At 71.9% G+C, this 17,611-nt stretch carries 12 protein-coding genes; 10 read left to right on the top strand and 2 right to left on the bottom strand.

The features are described from left to right. The first annotated feature begins 86 nt into the window (after positions 1–86). The gene (mutM, locus tag QQM67_RS26160; protein WP_314177084.1) at positions 87–1,004 is read left to right on the top strand and encodes a bifunctional DNA-formamidopyrimidine glycosylase/DNA-(apurinic or apyrimidinic site) lyase; all 918 of its coding nucleotides are present in this window, start codon (positions 87–89) and stop codon (positions 1,002–1,004) included. On the opposite strand, the gene QQM67_RS26155 is transcribed toward mutM, so the two are convergent. Further along, positions 998–1,789, bottom strand: coding sequence for a CAP domain-containing protein (locus QQM67_RS26155; protein WP_314177082.1), 792 nt, complete (start codon positions 1,787–1,789; stop codon positions 998–1,000). The genes mutM and QQM67_RS26155 overlap by 7 nt on opposite strands. A 346-nt stretch (positions 1,790–2,135) precedes the next feature. On the opposite strand from QQM67_RS26155, the gene QQM67_RS26150 reads away from it, so the two are divergent. From QQM67_RS26150 to ftsY, 5 genes are all read left to right on the top strand, one after another. Beyond that, the gene (locus QQM67_RS26150) at positions 2,136–2,399 is read left to right on the top strand and encodes an acylphosphatase (RefSeq protein WP_314177080.1); all 264 of its coding nucleotides are present in this window, start codon (positions 2,136–2,138) and stop codon (positions 2,397–2,399) included. Positions 2,400–2,703: 304 nt separating this feature from the next. Next, the gene (locus tag QQM67_RS26145; RefSeq protein ID WP_028435389.1) at positions 2,704–2,916 is read left to right on the top strand and encodes a hypothetical protein; all 213 of its coding nucleotides are present in this window, start codon (positions 2,704–2,706) and stop codon (positions 2,914–2,916) included. A 259-nt stretch (positions 2,917–3,175) separates the two neighbouring features. Continuing rightward, a complete protein-coding gene (smc, locus tag QQM67_RS26140; protein ID WP_314177076.1) occupies positions 3,176–6,787 on the top strand; it encodes a chromosome segregation protein SMC in 3,612 nt (1,203 codons plus the stop codon). 246 nt (positions 6,788–7,033) lie between these two features. Then, the gene (locus QQM67_RS26135; RefSeq protein ID WP_314177074.1) at positions 7,034–8,458 is read left to right on the top strand and encodes a sugar porter family MFS transporter; all 1,425 of its coding nucleotides are present in this window, start codon (positions 7,034–7,036) and stop codon (positions 8,456–8,458) included. Positions 8,459–8,585: 127 nt separating this feature from the next. Next, complete coding sequence (gene ftsY / locus QQM67_RS26130; protein WP_314177072.1) at positions 8,586–9,797, top strand: signal recognition particle-docking protein FtsY; 1,212 nt, start codon at positions 8,586–8,588, stop codon at positions 9,795–9,797. A 63-nt stretch (positions 9,798–9,860) separates the two neighbouring features. Here the strand turns inward: ftsY and QQM67_RS26125 are convergent, their stop codons facing one another. After that, positions 9,861–10,556 carry a bifunctional DNA primase/polymerase gene (locus QQM67_RS26125; RefSeq protein WP_314177071.1) on the bottom strand — a complete coding sequence of 232 codons (696 nt, stop codon included), beginning with the start codon at positions 10,554–10,556 and terminating at the stop codon, positions 9,861–9,863. 283 nt (positions 10,557–10,839) lie between these two features. Between QQM67_RS26125 and QQM67_RS26120 the strand changes: the two genes are divergently transcribed. The 4 genes from QQM67_RS26120 (at position 10,840) to QQM67_RS26105 (ending at position 17,267) form a co-directional block, all read left to right on the top strand. After that, positions 10,840–12,480: a hypothetical protein gene (locus QQM67_RS26120; protein ID WP_314177069.1), complete on the top strand. Its 1,641-nt coding sequence runs from the start codon at positions 10,840–10,842 to the stop codon at positions 12,478–12,480. Between the two features lie 375 nt (positions 12,481–12,855). Further along, positions 12,856–14,175, top strand: coding sequence for an ammonium transporter (locus QQM67_RS26115; protein WP_314177066.1), 1,320 nt, complete (start codon positions 12,856–12,858; stop codon positions 14,173–14,175). Then, on the top strand, positions 14,172–14,510 hold the full coding sequence (locus tag QQM67_RS26110; RefSeq protein WP_314177065.1) for a P-II family nitrogen regulator: 339 nt from the start codon (positions 14,172–14,174) through the stop codon (positions 14,508–14,510). Before QQM67_RS26115 ends, QQM67_RS26110 begins: the two co-directional genes overlap by 4 nt. A gap of 12 nt (positions 14,511–14,522) precedes the next feature. Then, positions 14,523–17,267, top strand: a complete 2,745-nt coding sequence (locus tag QQM67_RS26105; RefSeq protein WP_314177064.1) for a [protein-PII] uridylyltransferase — start codon at positions 14,523–14,525, stop codon at positions 17,265–17,267. The last annotated feature ends 344 nt before the right edge of the window (positions 17,268–17,611 follow it).

Below are 17,611 nucleotides of genomic sequence, written 5' to 3'. Positions count from 1 at the left end.
CAGCCGGCGGCCGCCACGGCCGCCGGTCGCGTGCGCCTCGCGGTGAGACCGCCCGCCGGTGAGGCCCCGCCCATGGGAGGAGAAGCGTGCCCGAGCTGCCCGAGGTCGAAGTGGTGCGCCGGGGCCTGGAGCGCTGGGCGAGCGGCCGTACGATCACCGGCGCCGAAGTCCTCCACCCCCGGGCCGTACGGCGGCACACGGCGGGCCCGGAGGACTTCGCGGCCAGGCTGCGCGGGCACCGCTTCGGGCCCGCGCGGCGCCGCGGCAAGTATCTGTGGCTGCCGCTGGACCCGGGCTTCTGCGTGCTCGCCCACCTCGGGATGAGCGGCCAGCTCCTCGTCCAGCCGGCCGACGCACCCGACGAGAAGCATCTGCGCATCCGCATCACCTTCGAGGACACCGCGGGGGGCGAGCTGCGCTTCGTCGACCAGCGGACCTTCGGGGGCCTGTCGCTGCACCCCGAGTCCGTCGTCCCCGAGTCCGGCGCGCTCCCCGACGTGATCGCGCACATCGCCCGCGACCCGCTCGACCCGCTCTTCGACGAGCAGGCCTTCCACGCGGCGCTCCGCCGCCGCCGTACGACGGTCAAGCGCGCCCTGCTCGACCAGTCGCTGATCAGCGGCGTGGGCAACATCTACGCCGACGAGGCGCTGTGGCGGGCCAAGCTGCACTACGACCGGCCGACCGCATCCCTCACGCGCCCCCGCACGACCGAGCTCCTCGGCCACATCCGCGACGTCATGAACGCGGCGCTCGCCGCCGGCGGCACGAGCTTCGACAGCCTCTACGTGAACGTCAACGGAGAGTCCGGCTACTTCGAGCGCTCACTCGACGCCTACGGACGCGAGGACGAGCCCTGCCGCCGCTGCGGTACGGCCATGCGCCGCCGCCCCTGGATGAACCGCTCCAGCTACTACTGCCCCAAATGCCAGCCCCCGCCGCGCCCGCGGCGCACAGTGGCTGTGCCGCCGGGGCGGGCGGGGACGCGGATCGTGCCTCAGTAACCGAAGTCCTGAGTCCACCACGGGCCGTCGTCGTCGATGTACTCGCCGACGCCCATGGTCCGGTATTCGCAGTTGAGGATGTTGGCCCGGTGCGACGGGCTGCGCATCCAGTCGTCCACCACGGTCTCGGGGTCGTCCTGGCCGCGGGCGATGTTCTCGCCGCCCAGGTCGAGGATGCCCAGCCCCTCGGCACGGTCCCACGGGCTGCTGCCGTCGGGGCCGAGGTGGCTGAAGAAGTCCTCGATGGCCATGTCCCGGCTGAAGTCCCCGGCCAGGTCCGCGAGTTCCTTGCTGGCCTTGAGCGGCTTGCAGCCCTCGTCCTTCCGCTCCTCGTTGACGAGCTTCAGTACCTCGGCCTCGTCCCGCGTGGTCTTGCTCGCGGTGGACGGACCGCCGCCCGAGTCGCCGGCACCGGCGCCGGAGCCCGAGCCGCCGGAACCCGAACCGTTGCCCTTGCCCTGTCCTTCGCCCTGGCCCTTGCCGTTGCCGCCCGGGTCCGACGGCTGCTGCGAGTCGTTGCCGCCACCGGGGTCCGACGGCTGCGACGGAGCCGGGTTCTGGTCCTGGCCACCGGGCTTGGAGGGGTCCGGCGGAACGTTGCTGCCGTCGTCGGAGGCTCCGCCGTCACCGATGGGGTCCTCCGAACCCCCTTCCGGCGCGGGCACGTTGGGCTTCGACGACTGATCGGGAGGACCGCCTGCCTGTACGTCGCTGTACTGGGTCCCGGACGAACCCCCGGGCTGGGGGAGCACTGTGGAAGCGACGGCCACCGCACCCATTGCCATCGCCGCGGACGCTCCCAGAAGTCCCGCCCGTGCCGAGATCCCGCCCCGCTGAACTGCACCGGGAGGGGTCGGCCTGCGGTGCGAGCCGCGCTGCCGAGCCGCGTAGTCGTACGTGACGACCGGCTCGGGAGCGTGGGATACACGTCTGTGACGGCCCATCTCAGAAAGTCCTCACATCTTCGGCTTTTCGAAGCTCATCCGTTCGGGTGAAGCTTGTTGGGCGGGACTTTACGGCATGACAGACGGGGCGCATGTGCCGACCGAGGAAATGTCCGGATAGCTTGCCGCCATGACTGCTGGTAATGCGAAGCCGAGTGACAATGACTCGTCAGTAACCAAGACGCGTATGACGGCTTGGGTGCGCGGCCGGGTCCAGGGGGTCGGCTTCCGCTGGTTCACGCGAGCGGCCGCGCTGCGCATCGGCGGTCTCGAGGGCTTCGTCGTCAACCTCGGCGACGGCCGCGTCCAGGTCGTGGCCGAGGGGGCACAGCCCGAGTGCGAACAGCTCCTGGAATGGCTGCGATCCGGCGACACGCCCGGACTGGTCGACGGTGTGACGGAGATCTGGGACAGCCCGCGCGGAGGCTACGCCGGCTTCGCCATTCGATGATCCAAAGCGGTTGCCATTCGGGGCTGACCATGCAAGGCTGCCGCCACGAGTGGTTGAGAGTGATCTTCACGCCCCCCGCGGGCCGCCGCCTCCGGTGATTGCACGCCGTAGAGCCAGGGCCGCCCAGGGCCGCGGGGCGTGATCGTGTTGACCGTCAAACCTTTTGGTGAGAAGCTTGAAGTCCCCCGCAGCCGGACTGATTGCTCCGGAAAAACAAGTTCAGAAGTGGTACAGCGGGCGCGATTTTTTCCCTCACGACCAGCCACCACTCGGGTTGGTCACTCAGTGTGGAGGACCATCGATCATGGCAAAGGCGCTTCTCGGTTACGTCGGCGGCTCCGACCCCCGAGTCCTCGCCGAGATGCGACGGCTGCAGCAGCGTGTCCAGGACCTGGAATCCGAACTCGTACGGATGCAGGCCGAGAACGACGCTCTCTCCGCCGCCGCACGGCACCAGGACTCGATGCTCGAAGGCATCGATATCGACGTACACCAGGCAGAGCCCGCGCTGACCTGACTCGACCTGCTCAGGGCCGGGTCTGGCGGACAGCCTGCCGCTCATACAATTCCGCGAGGGACGCTTCGGCGTCCCTTCGTTGTTTTCGGGTGGCTCTTCCTTCACCACGTTGTGTGCCGTGGGCTGTTGGGCGCTGCGCTTACCGACTGATGTGCCCCGGGCCTCACTAGGTGAAACCGAAAGCAGCGGCGGGAGTTCGCCGCCCCCGGGTAGCCGTCCCGGCCGAGTGAGGGCTCCGAGTGGACTAGAGTCCAACGGCGTGCACCTGAAGAGCCTGACACTGCGGGGATTCAAGTCCTTCGCCTCCGCGACGACGCTGAGATTCGAGCCCGGCATCACCTGCGTCGTGGGCCCCAACGGCTCCGGCAAGTCCAACGTCGTGGACGCCCTGTCGTGGGTGATGGGGGAGCAGGGCGCCAAGTCGCTGCGCGGCGGCAAGATGGAGGACGTCATCTTCGCCGGCACGACCGGGCGGCCTCCGCTCGGCCGCGCCGAGGTCTCCCTGACCATCAACAACGCCGACGGCGCGCTGCCCATCGACTACGCCGAAGTCACCATCACGCGGATCATGTTCCGCAACGGCGGCAGCGAGTACCAGATCAACGGGGACACCTGCCGGCTGCTGGACATCCAGGAGCTGCTGTCGGACTCCGGCATCGGCCGCGAGATGCACGTCATCGTCGGTCAGGGGCAGCTCGACGGCGTCCTGCACGCCGACCCCAACGGACGCCGCGCCTTCATCGAGGAGGCCGCGGGCGTCCTCAAGCACCGTAAGCGCAAGGAGAAGGCGCTGCGGAAGCTGGACGCGATGCAGGCCAACCTCGCACGCGTACAGGATCTGACCGACGAGCTGCGGCGCCAGCTCAAGCCGCTCGGCCGCCAGGCCGCCGTCGCGCGCAAGGCTCAGGTCATCCAGGCGGACCTGCGCGACGCCAGGCTGCGGCTGCTCGCGGACGATCTGGTGACGCTGAAGGAGGCCCTCAAGTCGGAGATCGCGGACGAGGCAGCCCTCAAGGAGCGCAAGGACGCCGTCGAGGCACGGCTCAAGGACGCGCTGCGCCGCGAGGCCGATCTGGAGCAGCAGGTGCGGATGCTGACGCCGCGTCTGGAGCGCGCCCAGCAGACGTGGTACGAGCTGTCACAGCTCGCCGAGCGGGTGCGCGGCACCATCGGCCTCGCCGACCAGCGCCTCCAGCACGCCGAGGCCGAGCCCGTCGAGGAGCGCCGCGGCCGAGACCCGGAGGACATGGAGCGGGAGGCGTCCCGTATCCGCGAGCAGGAGGCGGAGCTGGAGGCCGCGCTGGAGGCGGCCGAGCGTGCACTCGACGACACGGTCTCGCACCGCGCCGAGCTGGAGCGGCAGCTGCATGAGGAGGAGCGCCGGCTCAAGGACGCCGCCCGTGCCATCGCCGACCGTCGCGAGGGCCTCGCCAGGCTGCACGGCCAGGTGAACGCGGCCCGCAGCAGGGCTTCTTCGGCCCAGTCCGAGATCGACAGGCTGACGACCGCGCGGGACGAGGCGCAGGAGCGCGCCTCCGCGGCGCAGCAGGAGTACGAGAGCCTCCAGGCGGAGGTCGACGGGCTGGACGCCGGCGATACGCAGTTGTCCGAGCAGCACGAGGCGGCCAAGCGCGAGCTCGCCGATGCGGAGGCGGCGCTCTCCGCGGCCCGCGAGGCCGTCACCACCGTCGAACGGGAGCGCGCGGCGACCTCCGCGCGGCACGACGCCCTCGCCCTGGGGCTGCGCCGCAAGGACGGCACCGGAGCGCTGCTGTCCGCCGCCGACGCGCTCAGCGGGCTGCTCGGTCCGGCCGCCGAACTGCTCAGCGTCACACCCGGGTTCGAGGTTCCGGTCGCAGCGGCGCTCGGTGCGGCGGCAGACGCCGTCGCCGTCGCCGACACCTCGACCGCCGCGGACGCGCTGCGGCTGCTGCGCAAGCACGACGCGGGGCGGGCGGCGCTGCTGCTGGGCTCCGGCACCGGCGACACCGACCCGGCATCCGGCTCCGTCTCCGCCTCGGTGACCCACGGGGAACCCGGTCCGCCCGCACCGGTGGAGGGCGGGCCGACGCCCGCCGCACAGCTCGTACGGGCCCCCGCCGAGCTGATGCCCGCGGTGCGCAGGCTGCTGCACGACATGGTCGTCGTCGGGACGCTGGAGGACGCGGAGGAGACGGTGGCGGAGCACCCCGGCACCGTCGCCGTGACCGCCGAAGGAGACGTGCTCGGCGCCCACTTCGCCCACGGCGGCTCCGCGGGCGCGCCCAGCCTGCTGGAGGCACAGGCGTCCGTGGACGAGGCCGCCGCGGAGCTGGAGGAGCTGGCGGACCGGCACACGGAGCTGAGCGAGGAGCAGGAGCGGGCCACCGCGCGGCGCAGGGAGTGCGCGACGCTCGTCGAGGAGCTGGGCTCGCGGCGCAGCGCGGCCGACAGGGAGAAGTCGCAGATCGCCGGGCGGCTCGGGACGCTGGGCGGGCAGGCCCGGGGCGCGGCCGGCGAGGCCGAGCGTACGGCCGCGGCGGTGGCGAAGGCCGAGGCCGCGCTCGTACGGGCCGAGGAGGAGGCCGAGGAGCTCGCCGAGCGGCTGTCCGTCGCCGAGGAGGCGCAGCAGGACGAGGACGTCGAGCCCGACACCTCACTCCGGGACCGGCTCTCCGCGGACGGCGCGAACGCGCGTCAGACGGAGATGGAGGCCCGGCTCCAGGTGCGTACGCACGAGGAGCGGGTCAAGTCCCTTGCGGGACGGGCCGATTCGCTCGACCGTGCGGCCCGCGCCGAGCGCGAGGCGAGGGCCCGCGCCGAGCAGCGGCGGGCCCGGATGCGGCACGAGGCCGAGGTGGCCGGTGCGGTCGCCTCCGGAGCACGGCAGCTGCTGGCACACGTCGAGGCGTCGCTGAGCCGCGCGGAGGAGGAGCGCGAGGCGGCGGGCCAGGCCAAGAGCGAGCGCGAGCGGGCGCTGAGCGCGGAGCGCAACGAGGGCCGCGAACTCAAGGACGAACTCGACAAGCTGACCGACTCGATGCACCGCGGAGAGGTTCTGGGCGCCGAGAAGCGGATGCGCGTCGAGCAGCTGGAGACCAAGGCGCTGGAGGAGCTGGGCGTCGAGCCCGCCGGGCTGATCGGCGACTACGGGCCGGACCAGCCCGTACCGCCGTCCCTGCCGGCGGAGGGCGAGGAGCTGCCCGAGGACCCGGAGCATCCGCGCAACAAGCCGGTGCCGTTCGTGCGCGCGGAGCAGGAGAAGCGCCTGAAGGCGGCCGAGCGCGCGTATCAGAAGCTCGGCAAGATCAATCCGCTGGCCCTGGAGGAGTTCGCGGCGCTGGAGGAGCGGCACCAGTTCCTCAGCGAGCAGCTCGAAGACCTCAAGAAGACGCGTGCCGACCTGCTCCAGGTGGTGAAGGAGGTCGACGAGCGCGTCGAACAGGTCTTCACCGAGGCCTATTACGACACGGCGCGGGAGTTCGAGGGGGTCTTCTCGAGGCTCTTCCCCGGCGGTGAGGGCCGCCTCGTGCTGACCGACCCCGACGACATGCTCGCCACTGGCGTCGACGTCGAGGCGCGTCCTCCGGGCAAGAAGGTCAAGCGGCTCTCGCTACTCTCCGGCGGGGAGCGGTCGTTGACCGCCGTCGCGCTGCTGGTGTCGATCTTCAAGGCGCGGCCCAGCCCGTTCTACGTCATGGACGAGGTCGAGGCGGCGCTGGACGACACCAACCTCCAGCGGCTGATCGGTCTCATCGAGGAGCTCAAGGACAGCTCCCAACTCATCGTGATCACGCACCAGAAGCGCACGATGGAGGTCGCCGACGCGCTCTACGGCGTATCGATGCAGGGCGACGGCGTCACGAAGGTCATCAGCCAGCGGCTGAGTTGAGCCGCGGTCAACTCCCGAACGGTGCCCCAACGCCTCGACGGGCACTGCCTCTTCACATCTTGAACATCCACGTGACGGGCGTAACGTCGAATCGATCAGTCTGGACCTATTGACTTCGAAACTTAAAGTCATAGTCTCTGCAACGTCACTTTTACCTTCAAGCTGTGGCGCGTGCAGTGCGCGTGCCCGCTTCGGAGGCGACACAGTCCCGAACCCGGTCCCCACGCCGGGCACGCAGGAGAGACCTTGACGAGCACCTCACAATCGGCGCCCCCCGCGGCAGGCGGTCAGACCCCGCCGCTCGGACGTGTCGTCTTCATCGCAGCAGCAGCCGCCATGGGCGGTTTCCTCTTCGGCTACGACAGCTCCGTGATCAACGGAGCCGTCGAGGCGGTACGCGGAAGGTTCGAGGCCGGATCGGCCATGCTGGCCCAGGTCATCGCGGCCGCGCTCATCGGCAGCGCGATAGGCGCGGCCCTCGCGGGCCGTATCGCCGACCGCATCGGCCGCATCCGCGTCATGCAGATCGCCGCCGTGATCTTCACGCTGAGCGCCGTCGGCTCAGCGCTGCCCTTCGCGCTCTGGGACCTCGCGCTGTGGCGCGTGCTCGGCGGCGTCGCCATCGGCATGGCCTCGGTGATCGGGCCGGCCTACATCGCGGAGGTCTCCCCGCCCGCGTACCGCGGACGCCTCGCCTCCTTCCAGCAGGCCGCGATCGTCGTGGGCATCGCCGTCTCCCAGCTGGTCAACTTCGCGATCCTCACGCTCGCGGACGGCGACCAGCGCGGAAAGCTCGTCGGGCTCGAGGCCTGGCAGTGGATGCTCGGGATCATGGTGATCCCGTCGGTGGCGTACTTCCTGCTCTCGTTCGTGATCCCCGAGTCGCCGCGCTACCTCATCTCCGTCGGGAAGCGCGAGAAGGCCCGCGGCGTCCTCGGCAGCGTCGAGGGGGAGCACGAACGCCTCGACGCGCGGCTGGAGGAGATCGAGCACCAGATGCGCACCGAGCACAAGTCGACGTTCAAGGACCTGCTCGGCGGCCCCTTCGGCTTCCTGCCGATCGTCTGGGTCGGCATCGGACTGTCGGTCTTCCAGCAACTCGTCGGCATCAACGTCGTCTTCTACTACTCGTCGACGCTGTGGCAGTCCGTCGGGATCAACCCCGAAAGCTCGTTCTTCTACTCCTTCACGACGTCGATCGTGAACATCGTCGGCACCGTCATCGCGATGCTCCTGGTCGACAAGATCGGCCGCAAACCGCTCGGGTTCATCGGCTCGGTCGGCATGACGGTCTCGCTCGGCGCTGTGGCGTGGGCCTTCGCGGCCGTACGGGGATCGGGCGAGAACGTCTCGCTGCCCGACACCCAGGGCACCGTCGCCCTCGTCGGCGCACACACCTTCACGCTCTTCTTCGCGCTCTCCTGGGGCGTCGTCGTGTGGGTGCTGCTCGGGGAGATCTTCCCGAACAAGCTCCGTGCCGCCGGCCTCGGCGTCGCGGCGTCCGCTCAGTGGATCGCCAACTGGGTCATCACCGCGAGCTTCCCGAGCCTGTCGGAGTGGAATCTCTCCGGCACCTACGTGATCTACACATGCTTCGCCTTGCTCTCGATTCCGTTCCTGCTCAAGTGGGTTCCGGAACCGAAGGGCAAGGCGTTGGAGGAGATGGGCTAACCGAACCCCGCCGCCCAGCTCCTCTGTACGAGTCGCCGCCCCGGCCCCGACGACGGGCCGGGGCGGCGGCGTGCGCGGGCCGGGGCGTCCCGGCGCACTGTTGACGGTGGCGGATACTGGACGGGCTATGGAAATCGTCATCCTTGTTGTAGTCATCGCCGTGGTCGTGCTGGGCGCGATCAGCGGGCTCGTCGTCAGCGGCCGCAAGAAGAAGGCCGCCACCCGCGAGCAGCAGCCCGCAGCGTCCCAGAGCACCGTCACCGCACCCGCCGAACCGCACGTGGGCGAGGAGGCCGCGGGGACGGCCGAAGCCCCGCGCAGAACGATCGAGGAGGTGGGCCTCCCCGGCGCCGGGGCCGAGGCACCTGTCGCTCCCGCCCCCGCCGAACCCGCGATCGAGACGCCGGAGCCGGCGGCGGGCCGCCTCGTACGGCTGCGCTCCCGTCTCTCCCGGTCGCAGAACACCCTGGGCAAGGGGCTCCTCACGCTGCTCTCACGGGAGCATCTGGACGACGCGACCTGGGAGGAGATCGAGGACACGCTGCTGACCGCCGACGTCGGCGTCGCCCCGACCCAGGAGCTGGTCGAGCGTCTCCGCGAGCGTGTGCGGGTCCTCGGCACCCGTACGCCCGAGGAGCTGCGCGGTCTGCTGCGTGCCGAACTCCTCACGCTCGTCGGGCCCGACCTGGACCGTACCGTTCACACCGAGACGCAGGGAGCGGTCGACAGGCCCGGCGTGGTCCTGGTCGTCGGTGTGAACGGAACAGGCAAGACCACCACCACCGGCAAGCTCGCGCGCGTCCTCGTCGCCGACGGCAGATCGGTGGTGCTCGGCGCGGCCGACACCTTCCGCGCCGCCGCCGCCGACCAGCTTCAGACGTGGGGCAAGCGCGTCGGCGCGCACACCGTGCGCGGCCCCGAGGGCGGCGACCCGGCGTCCGTCGCCTTCGACGCCGTCAAGGAGGGCACCGAGGCCGGTGCCGACGTCGTACTCGTCGACACCGCGGGCCGGTTGCACACCAAGACCGGGCTGATGGACGAGCTGGGCAAGGTCAAGCGCGTCGTGGAGAAGCAGGGCCCGGTCGACGAGGTGCTGCTCGTCCTCGACGCCACCACGGGTCAGAACGGGCTCGTGCAGGCCCGGGTCTTCTCCGAGGTCGTGGACATCACCGGCATCGTGCTGACCAAGCTGGACGGCACAGCCAAGGGCGGCATTGTCGTCGCGGTCCAGCGCGAGCTGGGCGTGCCGGTCAAGCTGATCGGGCTCGGCGAGGGTGCGGACGACCTGGCGCCCTTCGAGCCGGAGGCCTTCGTCGACGCCCTGATCGGCGGGGAGTGAACTGGCCGCGGCGCTGTGCGTACGCGTTGGGTGCGTGGGCGATGTGCCTGTGGGCGGACCCGGTCAGGCCGCCGAGCGGTGACAGACGTAGGCGAGCGTGCCCAGCAGCAGCCGGGCCTGCGGCGGACGGTTCGCCGCGTCGAGAGTCGGCGGGCGCAGCCAGCGCACGGGGCCCAGCCCGGCGAGGTCGGACGGCGGCGCGGTGACGTGCTCGCCCTCGCCGAGGCCGGTCAGGTCCAGCCGGGCGTCGTCCCAGCCCATGCGGTAGAGGAGTTCGGGTAGTTCGGCCGCTGCGCCCGGCGCGACGAAGAACCACATGCGGCCGTGCGGCGCGAGGGCGACGGGGCCGAGCGGCAGCCCCATCCGTTCCAGCCTGACGAGCGCGTGGCGGCCGGCGGCCTCGCCGATCTCGATCACGTCGAAGCGTCGACCCGTCGGCAGGAGCAGCGCGGCGCCCGGACACCGCGCCCATGCCTCGCCCGCCTCGTCGAGCGTGGCCCCGGCGGGCACCTCCAGCGACGCGTCGAGGGGATGGGCTCCGGGCGCCGGGCAGACGGCGGCGCCGCACGAGCACTCCGTACGCCCGCCGGCCGTGCGCGCGGCGCGGGCGCCGGGAACCACGGGCCAGCCCCACAGACCGGTGTACTCCGCCACGGCGGTGGCTGCGGTCGCGCGGTGGCGCCGCCGGGCGCCGGGGCGCAGTTGATGGATGTCCCTGATGCCGCCCAGGCCGCCGATGGCGCCGATCGTGAAGCCCATGCTCCCTCCAACGGGTCCTGCCTGCCGATGGTTACGAGCGTGCTGCGCACAGTGACGGGTCACATGCGCGGGAGTCCGCACGTACCGGACGGGTCATGTGTCAAGTGAATCGTGCGCGACGGCAGAGGGGTTCATGCGAAGGGGTGGCGAATGGTGGCGATTCTGCGAACGGCCTCGCCCGGGCAGTGATCGGGGAGTTACTTTCGGTACACACGGACGGCTTGGATCCGCCTCGTGGGTATGCCGGAGGCATGAGTTTGGTGTGGGGGCGGTGAGGGGCCTGATGGGGGCTTTATCGGTTGGTGAGGGCGACAAGCTCCCCAACGAGCAGCTGAGTTCGTGGTTCTTGCGCAGCGGCTGGTCGAAGGGGGAACTCGCGCGCCAGGTCAACCGGCGGGCCCGGCAGCTGGGCGCGCACCACATCAGCACCGACACCTCCCGCGTACGCCGCTGGCTGGACGGCGAGCAGCCGCGCGAGCCCATCCCCCGCATCCTCTCCGAGCTCTTCTCCGAGCGCTTCGGCTGCGTCGTCGCGGTCGAGGACCTCGGGCTGCGGCCTGCCCGCCAGTCCCCTGCGGCCTCCGGGGTCGATCTGCCGTGGGCGGGGCCGCAGACGGTCGTGATGATCAACGAGTTCACGCGCAGCGATCTGATGCTGGGCCGGCGTGGATTCCTCGGCAACTCCCTTTCGGTGGCGGCCGGTCCGTCGCTGATCGAGCCGATGCAGCGCTGGCTGGCGCCCGGCCCGGCTGTGCCGGACGCCGGTGCCGGTGGTTCCGCCGGTGCCGGTGGTTCCGGTGGCCCCGGTGGCGCCGTCCCCGGCGCAGAGACCGCGCCCGCCGCCTCTGCCTCCCCGCGTGGCGGCGGCGCGCCGGCGTCCTCGTCCGACGGCGGCGCACAGGTCGTGCCGCTGCCTCTCAAGGGCGGAGCGCGCCGGCGTACGGAGAAGCTGTCGATGCCCGAGATAGAGCTTCTGGAGCACACGACCGTGATGTTCCGGCAGTGGGACGCCCAGTGCGGCGGCGGGCTCCGCCGCAAGGCGGTCGTCGGTCAACTGCACGAGGTGACGGACCTGTTGCAGGAGAGGCACGCCGAGCCGGTCGGCCGGCGCCTCTTCCGCGTCACGGCCGAACTCGCCGCGCTGGCCGGGTGGATGAGCTACGACGTCGGCCTCCAGCCCACCGCGCAGAAGTACTTCGTGCTGGCGCTGCACGCCGCGAAGGAGGCCGGGGACCGGCCGCTCGGCTCGTTCGTACTGAGCAAGATGGGCCGGCAGATGATCCATCTGGGGCGCCCGGACGACGCGTTGGAGCTGATCCACCTCGCGCAGTACGGCAGCCGCGACGGCGCGACGGCCCGTACGCAGGCGATGCTGCACGCGATGGAGGCCCGTGCGTACGCGAACATGGGCCAGCCCGGGAAGTGCCGGCGGGCCGTGCGGATGGCCGAGGACACCTTCGAGGACGCCGGGCCCGCCGACAACGACCCGGACTGGATCCGCTTCTTCTCGGACGCCGAGCTGAACGCGGAGACCGCGCACTCCTACCGCGACCTCGCCTACTCCTCGGGCCGCAGCCCTGCCTACGCGTCGATGGCGCGCCCCGCGATGGAGCGGGCCGTGGAGCTCTTCAGGCGTGAGGCGGAGGAGACGGAGGGCGGCGGCCACCGCCGTTCGTACGCGCTGAACCTCCTCGGCATGGCCAGCGTGCACCTGCTCCAGAGGGAGCCCGAGCACTGCGCCTTCCGCACGGACGAGGCCATCGACGTGGCCCGCAGGCTCCGCTCGGAGCGGGTGAACAACCGGCTGCGCCGGACCGCCGCGTGGGCCGCGCGCGACTTCGGTGAGGTGGCGGAGGTCGTACGGCTCGGGGAGCGGCTGGCGGAGGAGCTGTCCGACAACGACGCCGTGGCGGAGGCCGGGTGAGCGCGTGGCGCTCGCGGCCCGGCTCGGCGGCAGCAGCCGATCTGCCAACGAGTGGAACTGAAACGTGAGTTGATCCGTCCAACCCCCGACAACCGGCCGCGACGAGCACCCCGGACACCCGACAGGCTCCCCCCGATGCATGTCGTACAGGGTGCGGTCGCGGCCGGTTCTGCCTGTACAGGGCGTTGAGCACTTCGTGTGCCGTCCCGTCCGGCAGTTCATCGGCACGTAACACCGAGACGCTCATCGTCACCCCGGCGAAACAACGCGCGGCATCAACGGAAACGGAACGCGGCGAGTGTTGCCGGTACACCCCCCGGCCTTCCCGCCCGTCCCGTCCGTTCCGCGCGGGCCGGTACTTTGAGGAGACGTCCATTGAACGGCGCCGATACCGCATTCGTACTGATCAGCGCATTTCTGGTCATGTTGATGACGCCTGGCCTCGCCTTCTTCTACGGCGGCATGGTCCGCGTCAAGAGCGCCCTCAACATGCTGATGATGTCCTTCGTATCGCTGGGCGTCGTCACCATCCTGTGGGTGCTCTACGGCTACTCCCTGGCCTTCGGCCCCGACACCGGGGGCTTCATCGGCAACCTCGACTTCGCGGGGCTCAAGGGCATCACCGACGGATCGCTGACTGAGAAGGGCGGCGTTCCGGTCCTCGCGTTCGCGCTCTTCCAGATGATGTTCGCGGTCATCACGCCCGCGCTGATCAGCGGTGCGCTCGCCGACCGCGTCAAATTCGGCGCGTGGGCCGCGTTCATCGCGCTGTGGGCGACGCTCGTCTACTTCCCCATCGCGCACTGGGTGTGGGCCGAGGGCGGCTGGCTCTTCGACCTCGGCGTCATCGACTTCGCCGGAGGAACCGCCGTCCACATCAACGCGGGCATCGGAGCGCTCGCGGCCGTGCTGGTCGTCGGTAAGCGCGTCGGCTTCAAGAAGGACCCGATGCGTCCGCACAGCCTGCCGCTGGTGGTGCTCGGAGCCGCGATGCTGTGGTTCGGATGGTTCGGCTTCAACGCGGGCTCGGCGCTCGCGGCCGACGGCACCGCTGCGCTGATGGCGATGAACACGCAGCTCGCCACGGGTGCGGCCGTACTGGGATGGCTCGTCTACGAGCGCATCCGGCACGGCGCCTTCACGACCCTCGGTGCCGCCTCCGGCGCCGTCGCCGGTCTCGTGGCGATCACCCCGTCCGGCGCGAACGTCAACGCGATGGGCGCGCTGGCCATCGGGCTGGTCGCGGGCGTCGTCTGCTCGTGGGCCGTCAGCCTCAAGTTCAAGCTGGGCTTCGACGACTCGCTCGACGTCGTCGGCGTGCACCTCGTGGGCGGCGTCATCGGCACGCTGATGGTCGGCTTCCTGGCCATCGACGGTGCGGGCGGCCTCAGCCAGTTCGGCAAGCAGGCCACCGGGGCCTTCTCCGTGATGGGCTACTCGTTCGTGGTCTCCTGGATCATCGCCAAGCTGATCCACGTCACGGTCGGCATGCGGGCGACCGAGGAGGACGAGACGAGCGGGCTCGACCGCGCCTACCACGCCGAGACCGCGTACGACTTCAGCGCGGTCGGCGGCTCTCCCTCGGGGGCCTCGGCGTCCCCGGCACGTCCCGCCGCGGCGGGATCCGGGTCGGGACAGCTGAACGACGAGGCGACGACGGACGGCCGGCTCTCCGAGAAGAAGGTTGACGCATGAAGCTCATCACCGCGGTCATCAAGCCGCACCAGCTGGAGGAAGTGAAGGAGGCACTGCGGGCGTTCGGCGTGCAGGGCCTGACGGTCACCGAGTCCAGCGGCTACGGACGCCAGCGCGGCCACACCGAGGTCTACCGGGGCGCCGAGTACACCGTCGACCTGGTGCCGAAGGTACGGATCGAGGTGCTGGCCGAGGACGAGGACGCCGAAGAGCTCCTGGAGGTCGTCGTCAAGTCGGCCCGTACCGGGAAGATCGGCGACGGCAAGGTCTGGACGGTGCCCGTCGAGACCGCCGTACGGGTCCGCACCGGCGAGCGCGGACCGGACGCCCTCTAGGTGACGGTGCGCATGAGCGGAGACACGGGGCTCCCCGGCATCGCGGCCGCGCCGTCCGAGCGGGCGGCGGCCGCGGCCGGGGAGGCCGAGACGGAGGACGCCGGAACGGGGGAGACCGCGGCGGGGGAGCCCGACGCCGGAGAGCCCGTCGGCTATGCGGCGGCCCGGCTGCGCCTCCTCCGCGGCGAGGACGGTACGGCGGCGGGGGCGCCCCGCCGTGCCGAACTGGCGCGCCTGACCGACCACTGGCTGACCGGGCTGCTCGGGGACGCCGGTCCGGGGGTCGCCCTGGTCGCCGTCGGCGGCTACGGGCGGAGCGAGCTGTCGCCCCGCAGCGACCTGGATCTGCTGCTGCTCCACGACGGGCGCCGCGGGCGGGCCGGAGAGATCGCGCGGATCGCCGATCGCGTCTGGTACCCGGTCTGGGACCTGGGGATCGCCCTCGACCACTCCGTACGGAGCACGGCCGAGGCGCGGGCCACCGCGCAGGAGGATCTGAAGGTCCAGCTCGGGCTGCTCGACGCACGCCACGTCGCGGGCGACGAGGCGCTCACGGCGGACATGCGCAGCGGGCTCCTCGCGCAGTGGCGGGCACAGGCGCACGTGCGCCTGCCCGAACTGCGGAAGCTGACCGAGGAGCGCGCCGGTATGCACGGTGAGCTGCGCTTTCTGCTGGAGCCCGATCTGAAGGAGGCGCAGGGCGGGCTCCGCGACGCCACGGCGCTGCGAGCGGTGGCCGCGTCCTGGCTGGCCGACGCACCACGCGGCGGGCTGGCACAGGCGCGCGAGACCCTGCTGGACGTCCGCGACGCCCTCCATCTCTCCACCGGCCGCGCCACCGACCGGCTCGCCCTCCAGGACCAGGACCAGGTGGCCGCGGCGCTCGGCCTCGCCGACGCCGACGCCCTGCTGCGCCAGGTGTACGAGGCAGCCCGCACGATCTCCTACGCCGCCGACGTCACATGGCGCGAGGTGGGCCGCGTGCTCAGCTCGCGCGGCGGCCGCGCCACACGGCTGCGGGGTCTGCTCGGCGGTGCGCGGCTCGGTGCCGTGCAGCAGCGCACGCCGCCGGAGCGCACGCCCCTGGCCGAAGGCGTCGTGGAGCACGAGGGCGAGGCGGCGCTCGCCCGTACCGCACGGCCGGACCGCGATCCCGTACTGCCGCTGCGGGCCGCCGCTGCCGCCGCGCAGGCGCAGCTGCCGCTCGCGCTGCCCGCGGTGCGGAGGCTGACGACGGCGGCGGACCTGCCGGTGCCGTGGCCCGCCGAGGCCCGTGAGGAGTTCGTGACCCTGCTCGGCGCGGGCCGGGCGACGGTGCCCGTCTGGGAGGCGCTCGACGCGGAGGGCCTGATCGTCAGGCTGCTGCCGGACTGGGAGAGGGTGCGCTGCCGCCCGCAGCGCAACCCCGTGCACCGCTTCACCGTCGACCGTCATCTGGTGGAGACCGCGGTGCGGGCCTCCGCGCTGACGCGCCGCGTGCAGCGGCCGGACCTGCTCCTGGTCGGCGGTCTGCTGCACGACATCGGCAAGGGCTGGCCGGGCGACCACTCCGTGGTGGGCGAGACGATCGCCTACGACATGGCCGGGCGGATGGGCTTTGACGCGCAGGACGCGGACGTCCTCGCCAGGCTCGTACGCCACCACCTGCTGCTCGTGGAGACCGCGACCAGGCGCGACCTGGACGACCCCGCGACGATCGCGTCCGTCGCCGACCTCGTCGGCGGCCTGGGCACGCTCGAACTCCTCCACGCGCTGACGGAGGCCGACGCGCTCGCGACCGGTCCCGCGGCCTGGTCGGCCTGGCGGGGCGCCCTCGTCGCGGACCTGGTCAAGCGGGTCGCGGGGGTGCTGGCCGGCGAGGCGGTCGAGGAGCACACGGAGCCGTTCGTGCCGTCGGCGGAGGCGGAGCGCCTCGCGGTCGAGTCGTGGCGTACGCAGGGGCCGGCGCTCGCGCTCAGCACCCCCGGCGGAGACGCCGCGGCCGCGGAGCACTCGGGCCGCGACCAGGAAGCCCACGGAGCGGCGCCCGACGCCCCGCACGGCCAGCCGGTCGGCGTCGAACTGCTCGTCACCGTCCCCGCGTTGCGGGCGCCCGCCCGCCCCGCGGCGGACCACCCGGCCTCCGCTCCGGGAGCCCCCGGCGGCACGGGTTCGTACGCGATGGGCGTGCTGCCCGCCGTCGCCGGTGTGCTGGCGCTGCACCGGATGACCGTACGGGCGGCGGACCTGCGGATGATGCGGCTCCCCGCGCAGCTGACCGGCGGCGACCCGGTCCCCGGTGAGCCGGGGGAGGACGCGGCCGTGCTGCTGCTGTCGTGGCGCGTGGCCGCCGAGTACGGCTCGCTGCCTCCCGCCCTGCGGCTGCGCGCGGACCTGGCGCGGACCCTCGAAGGCTCCCTCGACATCGCGGCCCGCCTGGCCGAGCGCGAGGCCGCCTACCGCCGGCCCAGGCGGCGCCGGGCGGGGCAGGCTCCGCCGCCGCGCGTCACGGTCGCACCCGGCGGATCGGAGCTGGCGACCGTACTGGAGGTTCGGGCGCAGGACGCCCCCGGCCTGCTGTACCGCATCGGACGGGCCCTGGAGGGCGCGGGCGTGCTGGTCCGCAGCGCACACGTCAGCACTCTCGGTGCCAACGCGGTCGACGCGTTCTATCTCACGGGAGCCGACGGCGCCCCGCTGCCGCCGTCCGAGGCCGCCGGGCTCGCGCGCGACCTCGAACTCGAACTGGGCAGGGAGCCGGAGGACGCGACGGCGTAGGGCGTGTCCGCAAAGTCCCTGCCCAGACTCGGTCTGGGTAGCGGGTCCCAGCGCAGCGCAGGGGATGGCCCCAGGCTGCGGGTCCACGCACGCACCCGCCTGGCCGTGGGCCGGGGGTGCCCCCACGCTGCGTCGTCGGTCGTCGGCGCAGTCCTCCGCCTGGGCCTGGGCGGCCCGGGTGGTGCCCACCTCCGCCTTGCTCCCCCTGCTACGCGGGAGGCGCCCCGGGGCGGCGCCCTGACGGAGCCGGCGTGACGACGGGGGCCCCGGCGGGCTGACCGTACTCCGCGTGGACGGATACCCTTGGAGGCCGACTGCCGACCTGACCCAGTACCGAGACGCGA

Origin of the sequence: Streptomyces winkii (genome assembly GCF_032248595.1) — a bacterium.
Lineage (GTDB): Bacteria > Actinomycetota > Actinomycetes > Streptomycetales > Streptomycetaceae > Streptomyces > Streptomyces winkii.
Note: the sequence above shows the minus strand (reverse complement) of the source record. Positions and strands in the feature narration are given on the sequence as shown.

What these genes read in the sequence shown, in the direction of transcription:
- QQM67_RS26155 (WP_314177082.1), bottom strand. Translation starts at nt 1,789, where the DNA reads ATGGCAATGGGTGCGGTGGCCGTCGCTTCCACAGTGCTCCCCCAGCCC.
- QQM67_RS26150 (WP_314177080.1), top strand. Translation starts at nt 2,136, where the DNA reads ATGACGGCTTGGGTGCGCGGCCGGGTCCAGGGGGTCGGCTTCCGCTGG.
- QQM67_RS26145 (WP_028435389.1), top strand. Translation starts at nt 2,704, where the DNA reads ATGGCAAAGGCGCTTCTCGGTTACGTCGGCGGCTCCGACCCCCGAGTC.
- ftsY (WP_314177072.1), top strand. Translation starts at nt 8,586, where the DNA reads ATGGAAATCGTCATCCTTGTTGTAGTCATCGCCGTGGTCGTGCTGGGC.
- QQM67_RS26125 (WP_314177071.1), bottom strand. Translation starts at nt 10,556, where the DNA reads ATGGGCTTCACGATCGGCGCCATCGGCGGCCTGGGCGGCATCAGGGAC.
- QQM67_RS26120 (WP_314177069.1), top strand. Translation starts at nt 10,840, where the DNA reads ATGGGGGCTTTATCGGTTGGTGAGGGCGACAAGCTCCCCAACGAGCAG.
- QQM67_RS26110 (WP_314177065.1), top strand. Translation starts at nt 14,172, where the DNA reads ATGAAGCTCATCACCGCGGTCATCAAGCCGCACCAGCTGGAGGAAGTG.
- QQM67_RS26105 (WP_314177064.1), top strand. Translation starts at nt 14,523, where the DNA reads ATGAGCGGAGACACGGGGCTCCCCGGCATCGCGGCCGCGCCGTCCGAG.